Here is a 13,295-nt window from a genome sequence, read left to right as displayed (position 1 = left end):
CGCTCAGCGGGGATCCTCGGGCCGGGGTGGCAGACGGCGCAGCCAGGCCTGCAGCAGGCGATCGACCGTGGCGGGATCTTCGTCGTGTGGGCAATGGCCCACCCCCTCCAGCTTGTGCAGTTCAAGGTCGGGCCGGAGCTTCCGCATCTCGGCGGCCACCTCGATCGGCACCAACCGATCGGCTTCCCCCCACAGCACCAGCAGCGGCCGGCGCAGGCGCTGCAGCAGCACCGCTGCGGTGGCTCCACGGGGGCGCAGCGCCATACCGATGCTCATGCCGCGTAGGGCCCAGGCGGCGGTGGGGCGACGTGCCGGACGGGCGATGAGCTGGTGCAGGGCGCTGTCGCCGATCACCGGCGAGTTGTAGGCCGACTGGATGCCCAGATCCAGCAGCGGCGTGCGGGCGATCAGGGGCACCAGCAGCTCCAGCGGCAGCAGCCGGCAGAGCCACACCACCGCCCGGCGTTGCAGCCAGCGCTGCCATGGCGCCCGCCGCGCCGGCACGGGCATCAGCAGGGTGGGATCCGGCAGCGGTGCGGCCACCACCCCCCGCACCCAGGCGGGAAAGAACACGCCGCAGCTGAGTGCCACCAGCCCCCCTAGCGAGTGCCCGATCAGCACGGCCGGCTGTTGCACCACCTGTTCAAGAAACCCCTGGGCCTGACGGGCCCAGAGCCGGTTGTCGAGGCGCATCGCCGGCTGGGCCGAGGCGCCGAAGCCGATCAGATCGAGGCCATAGACGCACCAGCCGGCGGCTGCCAGTGGGCCGGCGGTGGCTCGCCAGTGGCCGCTGCCGGCGGCGAAGCCATGCAGCAGCAGCAGTGGTGGCCCGCTCGGATCGCCCAGCACGCGCCAGTGGCAGTTGAGTCCGCGCCATCGCCACACCGCCGCGCGGCCCCAGTCGGGTCCGGCCGTTGCGACAGGCTGGCCCAGGGATGTCACCAACGGAGCGGGTTCACGCAAGACACCTCTCACTATTGCGAAGCTTCAGCAGCGCTGTGCGCGGGTCAGGGGTTCTTCCGGCCGGAATCCCGGCCCTCCCGCGATCTGGGGGTGCTGCTGGCGCGCCAGCTCAGCCTGGGGGGCCCCCTGCGGGTGCTCGACCTCATGACCGGCTGCGGCATTCGGGCGTTGCGCTACGGCCAGGAGAGCCCGGCCCAGCTGGTGTGGGCCAACGACGCTGACCCGGACCGTCAGCCGTTGCTGCACGCCAACCTTGCCCCCCTGGTGCATCGCCCAGGGCTGGAGTTGCGCTGTTCCGCCCTCACCGCCCAGCAGCTGCTGGCGGGTTGCCTGCAGCGGCAGGAGCGCTTCGAGCTCGTTGATCTTGACGCCTTCGGCTGCCCCACTCCCCTGTTGCCGCTGGCGCTGGAGGCAGTGGCTTTCGGCGGTGTGCTCTACGTGGCCAGCACTGATGGCCGCTCCCCTACCGGCCACGACCGTTCTGCCGCCGTGCGCACCCTGGGGGCTGCGGCGCGGGCCCACCCGGCCAGCTGGGAGCTGGCGCTGCGCCTGCAGCTGGGCGTGGTCGCCCGCACGGCCTGGGCCATGGGGCGGGGCCTGCAGCCGGTGTTCAGCTTCAGTGAGGGCCGCACGTTCCGCACGGCGGTGCGGATCCTGCGCCGGCCCTTGGCGGGCGAGGAACGGCAGCTCGGCCTGCTGGCGCACTGCCACCACTGCGGTGAGCAGCAGGTGCAGAGCCTGCTGCGCCTGCGCCAGTGGCAGGTGTGCTGCGAGCCTGCGGCCGCGCTGGCGGTGAGTGGCCCGCTCTGGATCGGTCCGCTGCAGGATCCCGCCACGCTCACGGCGATCCGTGCTGCCACTGCGGCGGAGGATGCTTCGCTCTGCCGTGCCGCCGCCCGCCTGTTGGGCCGCCTCGCCGCCGACGCGGGCCTGCCCGCGCGCTGCTGGCCCCTGGCCGAGCTGGGCCGGCGCCTGGGGGGCGGTCCGCCGCGGTTGCAGGCACTGCTCGCAGACCTGCACAATCAGGGATGGGAGGCCTGCGCCAGTGGGGTGATGACCGGCCAGTTCCGCACCGATGCCCCCTGGCCACTGGTGCTCGAACGGGCCGGGGCGCTAAATAGGTAGCCGTTTTCCCAACGGGCCATGGCCTCTGAAATCTTCGGCATCGCGGCGATCTTCTGGGTGCTCATCCCCGTGGGTCTGGCCGGCGGTGCCCTGCTGCTCAAGCTGCAGAAAGACTGAGCCGCCTGCGGCGCGTCGCCCCCTGCCTCAGCTTTAGGCTCAGCGCCCTATCCACCGGTGGTTCATGCAGGTTCTGGTCGTCGGCGCCACAGGAACTCTCGGCCGCCAGATCGCCCGGCACGCGCTGGAGCAGGGGCATCAGGTGCGTTGCATGGTGCGCTCCCCTCGCAAGGCCTCCTTCCTGCAGGAATGGGGCTGCGAGCTCACCCGTGGTGACCTGCTGGAACCCGACAGCCTCGCCTACGCCCTTGAGGGCCAGGAAGCGGTGATAGATGCGGCCACAGCCCGCCCCACCGACAGTGCCGGCATCTACACGATCGACTGGCAGGGAAAGCTCAATCTGGTGCGGGCCTGCGAAGCGGCCAACGTGAAGCGCTTCGTGTTCGTGTCGCTGCTGGAGGCGGCGCAGCACCGCAACGTGCCACTGATGGATATCAAGTACTGCACCGAGCAGTTGTTGGCGGCCTCCCAACTGGATTACACGATCCTGCGCTGCGTGGCCTTCATGCAGGGGGTGATCGGTCAGTTCGCCATCCCGGTGCTCGAAAGCCAGACGGTGTGGGTGAGCGGAACGCCCACGCCGATCGCCTACATGAACACCCAGGACGTAGCCCGATTTTCGGTGGCGGCCCTGAGCCATGACGAAACGATCCGCCAGTCCTTTCCGGTGGTGGGGCCGAAGGCCTGGAACACCGGGGAAGTCACCCAGCTATGCGAGCGCTACAGCGGGCGATCGGCTCGCGTGTTCCGTGTGCGGCCCTTCCTGATCCGTCTGATGCAGGGTCTGGCGTCGTTCTTCGAGCCCGGGGTGCAGGTGGCTGAACGGCTGGCTTTCGCCGACGTGACAGGGGGTGGCCAGAGCCTGGAGGCACCGATGGAGGAGAGCTATGCCGCCTTCGGGCTGGACCCGGCCGCTACCACCCGCCTGGAGGACTACCTCAAGGAGTATTACGACACGATCCTGCGGCGTCTGCGCGAGATGGAGGCTGATCTCGACAAGAACGCCAAGAAGAAGCTTCCCTTCTGAGCTTCAGGCGCTTGGCCGCACCTGCCTGTCTGGCCGCGCCTTTCTGTCTGTCCTGTCTGTCCATGGCCGTCCATGGCTGCGGTTGGAATTGTTCCCAGGCTTTGACCACATCGCAGACCCGGAAGCCTGACTGGGTGATACAGCTCGGGCAAGTTCATCTGTACTATGACAGGGGAATGGGGGAGGCCGTTTGAAGGGCTGGAGGAGCCCCAGTGGTTGAAGCAGGAAGTCCAGTGGCTGAATCAGGCGGCCCAGTGGTTGTGTGAGTGGGCCAGTGGTGGAGTGAGGCGGCGCAGTTGCTGATGGGGCGGACATTGGCTGAGGGGGCTGGTCCGCTGACGCCGGCTCCAGTTCGCCCCCTTTCACTTCCTGCCTCTTTTTCCCCAGTTGCTTCCCTGCTGCCCATCCGCTGCAAGGCTGCTCCCTGTCCACTGGGCTCCTCCTACCCAGCCTCTCCCTCGTCACTTCTCCGCTCCTGCCGCGCCTCTCCGGCGCCCCTGCTGGGTCTCTCCCCCGCTTCCTGCCTCTTTCACCCCCCGGCCCTGTTCGCCCCATGTCGATTGCTCAGATCAAGAACCTGCAGCGGCGTCTCGCCAACCTGGAGCAGGAATCGGTGCAGGAGTTGAACCGTGCCTGCGGCCATGAGCTGTGGCAGAGCCTGGGATTTGATGCCCTCGACGCACTGGAGGATCCCGATCGGCGCTCCAGAGCGAACTACTACTACGGCCAACTGCAAACGGTGCGGGAGCTGCAACAGGTGATCGGCTGAGCGGCATGGATGCCAAGCCTCCCTATCCGCCACCGCCGTTGCGCCCGGATTTCCCGCCACCGGCCCGTCCGCCTCGCCCTCGGTCGGGACCGTCGCTCTGGGCGGAAGCAAGCAGGAGCAGCCGCTGCAGGCGTTCCTCCTCCGCCTGGCTCACCGGGCGCCACTGGCCGGCCGGCAGGTCGATCAGATCCAGCGGCGGCTGACCGTCCATCAGGTCGATGGCGGTCCGGATCAGCCGCAGGGTGGGCCATCCCACTGCCGCGGTCATGCGACGCACCTGCCGATTGCGCCCCTCGCGCAGCTCCAGTTCCAGCCAGCTGGTGGGAATGGCGCGCCGCTCACGGATCGGTGGATCTCGTGGCGGCAGGCCGGGATCCGCCAGCAGCCGGGCCCGGGCGGGCAGGGTGCGCTGGCCCTGGATGGTCACCCCCGCTTGCAGGGCGGCCAGCCCGGCCGGGGTGGGCTCCCCTTCCACCTGTACCCAGTAGCGGCGCCAGTGTCCCCAGCGGGGATCGGTGAGCCGTTGCTGCAGGTGGCCCACGCTCGTGAGCAGCAGCAGTCCCTCACTGTCGGCATCCAGCCGTCCGGCGGCGTAGACCTCCCGCACCGGGATGAACTCTGCCAGGTGCACCCATGGGCTGCCCGGTTCTGCCGTGAACTGGCTGAGCACGCCGTAGGGCTTGTGGAACAGCAGGGTGGGCACGGTCGTTGCTCGTTAGCTGTTGGTGGCGGTGGTTGGGGTGGAATGGTGTGCGTCGCCCTCTGGCCTCAGGCACCAGCATGGAGCCCACCGCACGAAGGCCACAGCAGATCGGCCACAGCAGAACTGCCTCAGCATGGAGTCCATTGCCATGGACCTCCGCAGGAAGGCCATGGCTTGCAGATCAAAGCTGGTAGGGGACAGTTTGGAGCCCTCTGCTTGATGACAACTGCTTGATGGCCACTGCTTGATGGCCACTGCAGGAAGGCGACAGCTTGAGGGAGACAGCTTCCAGTCCGCAGCTCCAAGGCTTTCGGGCAGCAGACGGAAGCTCAAAGACGGTAGGCAGTGCCTCCCAGGCTCCTGAGCTGGCTTGAAACAGCTGGCTGATGCCGCCAGGCAAGCCATGGCACTGGCCCCCATCTGGCGCAACCTGCCGGAGTGCATTTCTGGTTTCGGAACTCAATCAGATCGGGCCCGCGAGCCAAACCCTGACCGGGCCCCGGCGGCTGTGATCCACCCAGAGGAGCCCTAACCCATGTGGCTCCACCCCGTTCAGCCAGCCTTCCGATGCAGAACCAGCCCAGCCATTGGCCTGAGGCAGATCCAGGCCGTTAGCTGGATTGCGCAGGCAAGCTCAGCGCCACTCAGCTGGCGCTGCGGCGTGCGCGCCAAAGGTTCACAGCGCCGATGGAAATCAGCAGCAAGCCCAGATCCAGGGACAGGGAAGGAACGATCAAGGCTTGGCCCCGGAGCGATCGCAGACCCTAGGGGTTGGGGGGCGACAGCGTTGTGGCGGCAGGGTCGGCGGGGTTTCGGCCTGCGTGCCACTGAGGTTTGGGTCTGATGCTGCTGGGGGTAGGGCCTGTTGCCGGTGTGGCTTGCTCGGGGCGTCACTGGGCCACTGGTCCGCTGGCTCGGGGGCACTGCTCAGCTGGCGCAGGGCGGGCACTCTGCTGGCTCAGGCGTGATGCTCAGCTTGTGGTTCAGGAGTTGCGCTGCTTACCGGTGTGGAGAGGGGCCGGCCTGGAGGGGGGGAGAGGCGCCAATTTAAGCTGTGCCTTCTCCTACAGATTGAGCACCCGCTCCGCATGATCGAAACCTCGGGCGTGATCGAGAAGGAACAGGGCAATGGTTTCTACCTGGTGACCCTCGATCAGCCCGCTGGCCACCAGTGCCTGTGCCGTGCTGCAGGCAAGCTCACCAAGTTCCGCATCAAGCTGCTGGCCGGTGACAAGGTGCTGGTCGAGATCAGCCCTTATGACCTCACCCGTGGCCGCATCACCTACCGGGAACGCAACGCCGGTGCCACGGGCCCGCGCCCGGGTGGCAACCGTCCGGGCGGCCCGCGCCGCCGCTGAAACCCCTGCGCTGACAAGCCAACCTGCGTGCCCACCGCTTCAGGCGCGCTGACGGGTGTGGAGGAAGCCGGGCAGCTGGGGCCCGCGCAGCCGGATCACCTCGCCGGCTTCATCGCGCAGGGCCTCCAGTGGCAACCCAGGCGCGCGTCCACCCGCCGCGCCCCCGGGCTCCTCCGGCATGGGCTTCGGCTGGATCAGATAGGGCTCTGCCACCGACCAGGTGCGCGCATAGCTGACCAGCAAAGGGTCGGCGGGCGCATACACATAGGAGGGGTGCCTTGGGATCGTTTCCTGTTCCGCCCGCTGGCCATCGACGCGGACGGCCCGCGTAATCGCCTGCACGAAGCGGCTGCGGGTGACCACGGTGGTCAGGTAGGCCACCACCCGCACGCGGGGGGCATCGAAACCTTCGGCGCACATGTCGATGCTCACCAGCCAGTCGGCGCCACCGGCACGAAAGTCCGCCAGCCGCTGGGCCCCCTCCGGATCCTGCGAATGCACCAGCAGCACCTGGTCGCCCTGTTCCTCCAGCAGTCCGGAGAGGCCGCGGGCATGGGCGATGTCGCGGGCGATCACCAGGCCGCCGGCCTCGGGATGGTCGGTGTTGCGAAGTGTTTCGAGCTTGCGCCTCGCCTGAAGCAGCACCCGCAGGGCAATGCTGCTGGGATCCCCCAGGCGGATCGCCCGACGCAGGTTGCGGGCGCGCCAGCTCTCCCGGTGCTCGGCGGAAAGGGGCGAACGCTCCAGTTCAGTTGCCGCCAGCGCCCCATCGGCGCTGGCCTGGCCGTGGTCGACCCAACCGTCCTGGAAGCGGAACTCCAGTGGCCGCACGTCCCCCTGATCAATCAACTGGCGCGGTTCCACGCTCAGGTCGGGGGCGATCTCCTCGACGATCACGCCCTCCTGCCGCCGGGCGATGCGGCGGGAGGCGCTGAAACCGAGGTTGTCGGCGCGGAACGGAGTGCCGCTCAGCCCCAGGCGCATCACGCAGTTCCGGCTGAGACGGCCGAAGGCATGGCTCCAGGCGGTGGCTTCCGGATCGTCGGGATCGAGGCCGAGGTGGTGCACCTCATCGGCGATCGCCAGCACCTTGCCGGCCTGAAGGCCCGCCAGCTCGTGCTCCAATCGCAGCCGGTGCCGGGCCGCGCTCTGGTAGCTGATCAGCAGCCCCTGGCCGGGGACCATCCCACTCCAGCCGCTACTGCCACTGCCTTCGCCTGCAGCGCTCGCTTCGAGATCGAGCTCCCCCAGCTCCAGGCCCAGGCGTGCGGCGGAGGAGCGCCATTGGCTGGCGATCGACTGGCGATGGCAGAACACCAGGAAATGGCTCAGCCGCCCTTCCGCCAGCAGGCGCTGGAACCCCAGCAGAGCCCCCAGGGTCTTGCCGGCTCCGGGCCCGGCATGCACCAGCACGTCTTCGCCCTGCGGCCCGGCGCGCACCAGCCGCCGCCGCATCAGGTCGATCAGCTGGCGTTGCCACTGGCGCGGCCTCAGCCCGCCGCCGGTGGCCGGGCCCGATGCCGCATCCGCTGCCGCTCCGGATGCGGCTGTGGCGGTGCCTGGGGCACGCCTGCCAAGATCGAAGGAGGGTGCGGCCACGGTTCCCTGCGGTGGCGCCATTGTGCCGCCCCTCGCTGTGGCTGCCTGAGCGGAAAGAATGGGGGTTTGTTCCCAGGGTTTTTCCCGCTTCCGCCCCTACGTTCAGGCCATCCCCCCAGGACCTGCAGCCCCCGCTGTTCTCCGCGCCGTTGAGGCCCCGATGAGAGAGTTCCCCGAGTCCGGTCTGCCGGAACCCCTCCTCCGTGAGCACCTTGAGGGTTGTTTCCAGCAGGAGTGCGACATCGACCCCGTGATCCTGCGGGTCCGTCTGCTGCGCCATCTCGGCTCGGTGATGCAGGCCCGCTGCCTGGAACAGGAATTGCTGCCGTTGTTCTGATGCCCTTTCCCTCCACTCCGGCACTGCTGGCCGTCACTGGTGCCTCCGGCAAGACCGGCTGGCGTGTTGTACAGGAAGCGCGCCGCCGTGGTTATTCGGTGCGGGCGATCCTGCGGCCGGGCTCGAGCGTCCCCGAAGGACTGGAAGGGGCGGAGCTGATCCGGCTGGAACTGTCCGACCAGAGCGCCCTGCAGCAGGCGCTCGCCGGTGTGGAGGCGCTGGTGATCGCCACCGGCGCGCGCCCTTCGATCGACCTGACCGGTCCGCTGCAGGTGGATGCGCTGGCGATCCGCAGCCAGATCGCCGCCTGCCGTGCCGCCGGGGTCAAGCGCGTGGTGCTGGTGAGCTCGCTCTGCAGCGGCCGGCTGTTTCACCCGCTCAACCTGTTCGGCCTGATCCTGATCTGGAAGCGCGTCGGCGAGCGCTGGCTGGAGAGCAGCGGCCTGGATTGGACCGTGATCCGCCCCGGTGGGCTGCGCGAAAGCGAGGAGGGTCTCGAGAGCGAGGGGCTGCGCTTCAGCGGTCCGGATCAGCAGGAGAGCAACAGCATTCCCCGCCGCCTGGTGGCGCGCGTCTGCCTCGATGCCGTCGAAGCGCCCGCCTCCATCGGTCGCCTCATCGAAATCACCAGCAGCCAGGACCTGCCGCCCAGCTCCCTGGCCCAGTGGCTGGAGGGGGCGGCCGGCGCCAGCCCCGCGCGCGCCTGATCGCTCCGTTGACGTTGACTGCTGCGGCTTTGCTGGATCACCTGGGCGTGCCGCCCTTCCAGCCCCGGGCGCCCTGGTGGGGCGCCGATCTCCAGACCCTGCGCGACACGCTGCGTCCAGAGCGCTTACCGGCGGAGTCGGCCCAGGCGGTGCCGCTGGCGCTGCCCGGAGGCGAAGCCCTGCTCGGCTGCCTTGATGCCCCCGCTGCTGGCCCCGACGGCTCCACCGCCCGCCCCCACGCCCTCGTGCTGCTGCTGCACGGGCTGGGCGGCTCCAGCCGCAGCATCGGCCTGCTGCGCCTGGCGCATGTCCTGCGGCAGGCGGGGTTTGCCGTGCTGCGGTTGAACCTGCGCGGCGCGGGAGCGGGCCGGAGCCTGGCGCGGGGCACCTACGCCGCCCGCTGCAACCGCGATCTGATCCCGGCGCTGCGGCAGGCCCGCAGCCTCGCCGCCGGCCGCCCTCTGTTGGGGGTGGGGCTGTCGCTCGGCGGCACCGTGTTGCTTAATGGCCTGCTCGACGCCTCCGCCCCGGGGTTGCTGGACGGCCTGGTGGTCGTGAGTTCCCCGATCGATCTGGCCAGCAGTTCGGCCGCCATCGGCCGGCCCCGCAACCGCCTGTACGAGCGCTGGCTGCTGCAGCGCCTGCGCCAGCAGACCCTGGCCGATCCCGGCGGCCTGCAGGACGGGCAGCGCAGCCAGCTGCAGGCGGTGGAGTCGATCCGCGCCTTCGACGCCCTGATCACCGCGCCGCGCTGGGGATTCGAGTCGGTGGAGGCCTACTACGCGGGCGCCAGTCCGCTGAAGCTGCTGCAGGGCTGCCTGGCGGGTGAACCTCCAGCGCGGCCTTTGCCCCCCCTGCTGCTGGTGCATGCCCTCGACGATCCATGGGTGCCCGCTGCCCCCGCGGTGGCGTTGCAGGAGCGGCTCACGCCGGCCTCACCGCTGCAGATCGTGCTCAGCCGGACGGGCGGCCACAACGGCTTCCACGGCCCGGGGGGCAGCTGGTCGGATCTGCTGGTGACGCGCTGGCTGCTGGATCAGGTGCAGGGGAGCCCCTGAACGCCGGTGGCGGTGGGGGCGAACGGCGTGCGGCGAATCACCCAGTCGTCGATGGGACGGCCGGCGATCAGGTGGTCGTCCACGATCCGCTCGATCCGCTCCGGCGTCACACCGCCGTACCAGAGACCTTCCGGCCAGATCAGCAGGATCGGCCCGCCTTCGCACACGCGCAGGCAGTCGGCCTTGGAGCGCAGCACCACCCCCTGGGGGCGCCCCGGGTCCTCCAGGCCGCGCTCGCGCAGCAGGCGCTTGAGCAGGGCCCAACTGGCGGCTCCCACCGCCGGATCACCGCACAGGGCCTTGGTGGGGGTGGCGCAGAGCAGCAGGTGGCGCTCGACGCCGGCTGACGCCGGCAGGATGCCGCTGCTCATGCGGTCAGCAGGGTGCGGCCGGTGGCCGCGGCGGCCTCCCGCACGGCCTGGCGCGCCCAGGCATCAACGGCCAGCACGTCAGCGAGCGAGGGGGCGGCGCTGAGGTCGGCCCGGTGGCGGTCGCAGACCTGTTCGATCAGTTTCGGAATGTCGAGGAAGTGCACCCGTTCCTCCAGGAACAGGGCCACCGCCTGCTCGTTGGCGGCATTCATCACCGCCGGCATCGTGCCGCCGGCGCGGCCGGCAGCGTAGGCCAGGGCCATGCACGGATACTTGCCGCCGTCGGGGTCGCGGAAGCTGAGCGTGCCCACCTCGGTGAGATCGAGGCGGCGCCAGGGGGTTTCCAGCCGCTCCGGCCAGCTGAGGCAGTAGAGAATCGGCAGCTTCATGTCGGGCCAGCCCAGCTGCGCCAGCACCGACGAATCCACCAGCTCCACCATCGAGTGGATGATGCTCTGGGGATGGATCACGATCTCGATGTGGTCGAAATCGAGGCCGAAGAGGTAGTGGGCTTCGATCACCTCCAGCCCCTTGTTCATCAAGGTGGCGGAATCCACCGTGATCTTCCGCCCCATGCTCCAGTTGGGGTGGCTGGTGGCATCGGCCACGGTGGCCTTGGCCAGATCGGCGGCCGGCCAGTCGCGGAAGGCACCGCCGGAGGCGGTGAGCTGGAGGCGGCGCAGCCCCGGGGTGGGAACGCCGGTGGAGAGGCGGGCGGTGTCGGCCCAGGGGGTGCCCTGCAGGCACTGGAAGATGGCGGAATGCTCCGAATCGGCCGGCAGCAGGCGGCTGCCGCTGCGCTTCAGCGCCGGCAGCACCACCGGCCCTGCGGCGATCAGGGTTTCCTTGTTGGCCAGGGCCAGATCCTTGCCCGCCTCCACCGCCGCCAGGGTCGGCAGCAGCCCGGCGCAGCCCACGATTCCGGTGACCACCAGATCGGCGCTGGCCCAGGCGGCAACGGCGCAGAGCCCTTCGTTGCCGCCCAGCAGCTCAGGGCGCCGCAGCGGTTGCCGCTCCTTCGGCAGGGCCTCGAGCCGTGCGCTCAGCTCAGCCAGCAGCTCCCCCTCGGCCAACGCCACCACTTCGGGGCTGTGGCGCACGATCTGCTTCACCAGCAAGGGCAGGTTGCGGCCGGCGGTGAGCCCCACCACCTTGAAGCGATCGGGGAATTCCTCGGCCAGCTCCAGGGTCTGGGTGCCGATCGAGCCGGTGGAGCCCAGCACGCTGATCGCTTTCATCAGAACGGCCCGACGCGGCAGGGCGCCAGTCTCCCATTGCCGGCTGCAGGGCAGACGGTTGGGGTCTGCTGCGCGTCACACTGAACGCACTTGCCGCGGTGTTCCGTGCTCTGGCTCAAGCGCTGGAACTTCATCGAGCGGGCCCGCCTGGAGCGGGAGCTCTGGGACGCCTTCGAGCGCCAGGAGGACATCGAGGCGCTGGTGGCCGCCTGCCCGGCCGACGACCCCTTCCGTCAGGAGGTGTGGCAGACCACCCTGGGGCGGATCCGCAAGATCGAGAAGCTGATGGTGGGCAAAGGGCCCACACCGCCAGCTGATTCCTGAGCCGGGGCAGCTGACCATGGAGCCGGGCCAGCCGATCCCAAGCGGGCCCATTTCAAGCCTGCCGATTCCGATGCCGCAGACGTTCGGGGCCGCTTACTTCCGGATCCACTCGGTGAGGCCGGTGGGGCGGTCGATCAGCTCGATGCCGGCACGGCGCAGCTGGTCGCGCAGGCCGTCGGCGGTGGCGTAATCCTTGCTGGCCTTGGCCAGCCGGCGGGCCTCGATCACCGCCTGGATTTCGGTTTCGCTCGGTCCGTCCGCGCCGGGTGCTGTCGCCCCTGCGGCGGGCCGCTCCGCCACCAGACCCAGCACGGTGCTGAGCTCCTGCAGCAGCAGCCAACGCTCTCGCAGGTCATCCGGGGCGGCGGCGGCATCCCCTCGCTCCAGCCGATTGGCGAGCGAGCGCAGGGGCCGCGCCAGCTCGAACAGCACCGCCAGGGCGGCGGATGTGTTCAGGTCGTCGTCCATCGCGTCGATGAAGCGCTGGCGGGCCTCTCCCAGCGGAGCGGCAGGGTCAGTGTCGGCTTGGGGGGCCATCCCCGTGGCAGCGGTTGCCGGGGCGGCGGCAGCCCAGCCGAGCGAGGCAGCGTGCTGATCCCCCAACAGCAGGGCCGCATTGAGCCCCTTCCAGCCGGTCGCCGCAGCTTCCAGCGCGGCGGCGGTGAAATCGAGCGGCTTGCGGTAGTGGGCCTGCAGCACGAACAGGCGCAGGGTCATCGGTGTGGTGCCGCCGTCCAGCAGGGCCCGGATCGTGGTGAAGTTGCCGAGCGACTTGCTCATCTTCTCGCCGCCCACGTTCACCATGCCGTTGTGCAGCCAGAAGCGCGCCAGCGCCTGGCCGGTGGCCACTTCCGACTGGGCAATTTCGTTTTCGTGGTGGGGAAAGATCAGATCGGCTCCGCCCAGATGGATGTCGATCGTGTCGCCCAGCTCCTGGCGCACCATCGCGGAGCATTCGATGTGCCAGCCGGGCCGCCCCGGCCCCCAGGGGGAAGGGAAGCTGGGCTCCTCCGGCTTGGCTCCTTTCCAGAGGGCGAAGTCGAAGGGGTGCTGCTTGCGGGCCTCTTCCGCTTCGCCCATGCGGCCGCTGGCCCCCTCCTGCTGCTCGTCGAGGCTGCGGCCGCTGAGCTTGCCGTAGTCGGCCTTCTTCAGCACCGAGAAATACACGTCGCCATCGGCGGAATAGGCCGCGCCGCTGGCCTCCAGCTCCGCGATCATCCGGCGGATGCCGTCAAGGCAGCGGGTGGCCCGGGGCAGACGGTCTGGCGGCAGGATCCCCAGGGCGGCCATGTCCACCTGAAACTCGCGGATGTTGCGCTCGCTCACCGCCTCCATCGAGCTGCCTTCGGCGGCGGCGCGGGCCAGGATCTTGTCGTCGATGTCGGTCACGTTCTGCACGAAGGTGACCGCATAACCCCGCCACTGCAGATAGCGGCGCAGCACATCCCAGGAGATATAGCTGCGGGCGTGCCCCAGGTGGCAGAGGTCGTAGACCGTGACTCCGCAGCAGTAGATCGACACCTGACCTGGCACCAGGGGCTCGAAGGCCTCGAGGCGGCGGGTGAGGGTGTTGGTGAGCCGCAGGGTCAAGAGGCATGC

General features: G+C 69.5%; 15 protein-coding genes. 9 read left to right on the top strand and 6 right to left on the bottom strand.

Annotation, left to right across the window (positions count from 1 at the left end):
- Positions 1–3: 3 nt before the first annotated feature.
- The gene (locus tag ACXMDP_RS12830; protein ID WP_311134172.1) at positions 4–942 is read right to left on the bottom strand and encodes an alpha/beta fold hydrolase; all 939 of its coding nucleotides are present in this window, start codon (positions 940–942) and stop codon (positions 4–6) included.
- A 111-nt stretch (positions 943–1,053) separates the two neighbouring features.
- On the opposite strand from ACXMDP_RS12830, the gene ACXMDP_RS12825 reads away from it, so the two are divergent.
- The 4 genes from ACXMDP_RS12825 to ACXMDP_RS12810 all read left to right on the top strand — a co-directional run bounded on the left by ACXMDP_RS12825 (position 1,054) and on the right by ACXMDP_RS12810 (position 4,001).
- Entirely contained in the window at positions 1,054–2,088 is a 1,035-nt protein-coding gene (locus tag ACXMDP_RS12825; RefSeq protein ID WP_399233840.1) for a N2,N2-dimethylguanosine tRNA methyltransferase, read from the top strand.
- A gap of 18 nt (positions 2,089–2,106) precedes the next feature.
- Entirely contained in the window at positions 2,107–2,205 is a 99-nt protein-coding gene (petM, locus tag ACXMDP_RS12820; RefSeq protein ID WP_094513066.1) for a cytochrome b6-f complex subunit PetM, read from the top strand.
- 64 nt (positions 2,206–2,269) lie between these two features.
- On the top strand, positions 2,270–3,232 hold the full coding sequence (locus ACXMDP_RS12815; RefSeq protein WP_259730730.1) for an NAD(P)H-binding protein: 963 nt from the start codon (positions 2,270–2,272) through the stop codon (positions 3,230–3,232).
- Positions 3,233–3,785: 553 nt separating this feature from the next.
- Complete coding sequence (locus ACXMDP_RS12810; RefSeq protein ID WP_094513068.1) at positions 3,786–4,001, top strand: hypothetical protein; 216 nt, start codon at positions 3,786–3,788, stop codon at positions 3,999–4,001.
- 22 nt (positions 4,002–4,023) lie between these two features.
- On the opposite strand, the gene ACXMDP_RS12805 is transcribed toward ACXMDP_RS12810, so the two are convergent.
- Positions 4,024–4,704 (bottom strand): pseudouridine synthase, encoded by a 681-nt coding sequence (locus ACXMDP_RS12805; RefSeq protein ID WP_259730731.1) that lies wholly within the window; start codon positions 4,702–4,704, stop codon positions 4,024–4,026.
- Positions 4,705–5,792: 1,088 nt separating this feature from the next.
- Between ACXMDP_RS12805 and infA the strand changes: the two genes are divergently transcribed.
- Complete coding sequence (infA, locus tag ACXMDP_RS12800) at positions 5,793–6,062, top strand: translation initiation factor IF-1 (RefSeq protein WP_094513069.1); 270 nt, start codon at positions 5,793–5,795, stop codon at positions 6,060–6,062.
- Positions 6,063–6,101: 39 nt separating this feature from the next.
- On the opposite strand, the gene ACXMDP_RS12795 is transcribed toward infA, so the two are convergent.
- Positions 6,102–7,661: a DEAD/DEAH box helicase gene (locus ACXMDP_RS12795; RefSeq protein WP_399233844.1), complete on the bottom strand. Its 1,560-nt coding sequence runs from the start codon at positions 7,659–7,661 to the stop codon at positions 6,102–6,104.
- A gap of 160 nt (positions 7,662–7,821) precedes the next feature.
- On the opposite strand from ACXMDP_RS12795, the gene ACXMDP_RS12790 reads away from it, so the two are divergent.
- Genes ACXMDP_RS12790 through ACXMDP_RS12780 form a run of 3 tightly spaced genes read left to right on the top strand, consistent with a single transcriptional unit; the run spans position 7,822 to position 9,763 of the window.
- Complete coding sequence (locus tag ACXMDP_RS12790; RefSeq protein WP_259730732.1) at positions 7,822–7,998, top strand: hypothetical protein; 177 nt, start codon at positions 7,822–7,824, stop codon at positions 7,996–7,998.
- Positions 7,998–8,705, top strand: a complete 708-nt coding sequence (locus ACXMDP_RS12785; RefSeq protein WP_259730733.1) for an SDR family oxidoreductase — start codon at positions 7,998–8,000, stop codon at positions 8,703–8,705. The genes ACXMDP_RS12790 and ACXMDP_RS12785 overlap by 1 nt, the downstream gene beginning before the upstream one ends.
- A 14-nt stretch (positions 8,706–8,719) precedes the next feature.
- Positions 8,720–9,763 (top strand): alpha/beta fold hydrolase, encoded by a 1,044-nt coding sequence (locus ACXMDP_RS12780; protein WP_259730842.1) that lies wholly within the window; start codon positions 8,720–8,722, stop codon positions 9,761–9,763.
- On the opposite strand, the gene ACXMDP_RS12775 is transcribed toward ACXMDP_RS12780, so the two are convergent.
- Entirely contained in the window at positions 9,742–10,134 is a 393-nt protein-coding gene (locus ACXMDP_RS12775; RefSeq protein WP_094513072.1) for a (2Fe-2S) ferredoxin domain-containing protein, read from the bottom strand. The genes ACXMDP_RS12780 and ACXMDP_RS12775 overlap by 22 nt on opposite strands.
- Positions 10,131–11,372 carry a 1-deoxy-D-xylulose-5-phosphate reductoisomerase gene (locus tag ACXMDP_RS12770; RefSeq protein WP_259730734.1) on the bottom strand — a complete coding sequence of 414 codons (1,242 nt, stop codon included), beginning with the start codon at positions 11,370–11,372 and terminating at the stop codon, positions 10,131–10,133. Before ACXMDP_RS12770 ends, ACXMDP_RS12775 begins: the two co-directional genes overlap by 4 nt.
- Positions 11,373–11,477: 105 nt before the next feature.
- Here ACXMDP_RS12770 and ACXMDP_RS12765 point away from each other — a divergent pair, with 105 nt between their 5' ends.
- Positions 11,478–11,696, top strand: a complete 219-nt coding sequence (locus ACXMDP_RS12765; protein WP_094513074.1) for a hypothetical protein — start codon at positions 11,478–11,480, stop codon at positions 11,694–11,696.
- Positions 11,697–11,789: 93 nt separating this feature from the next.
- Here the strand turns inward: ACXMDP_RS12765 and cysS are convergent, their stop codons facing one another.
- The gene (gene cysS, locus ACXMDP_RS12760; protein ID WP_259730735.1) at positions 11,790–13,286 is read right to left on the bottom strand and encodes a cysteine--tRNA ligase; all 1,497 of its coding nucleotides are present in this window, start codon (positions 13,284–13,286) and stop codon (positions 11,790–11,792) included.
- Positions 13,287–13,295: the final 9 nt, after the last annotated feature.

This window comes from Cyanobium sp. ULC065, from assembly GCF_977927515.1.
Note: the sequence above shows the minus strand (reverse complement) of the source record. Positions and strands in the feature narration are given on the sequence as shown.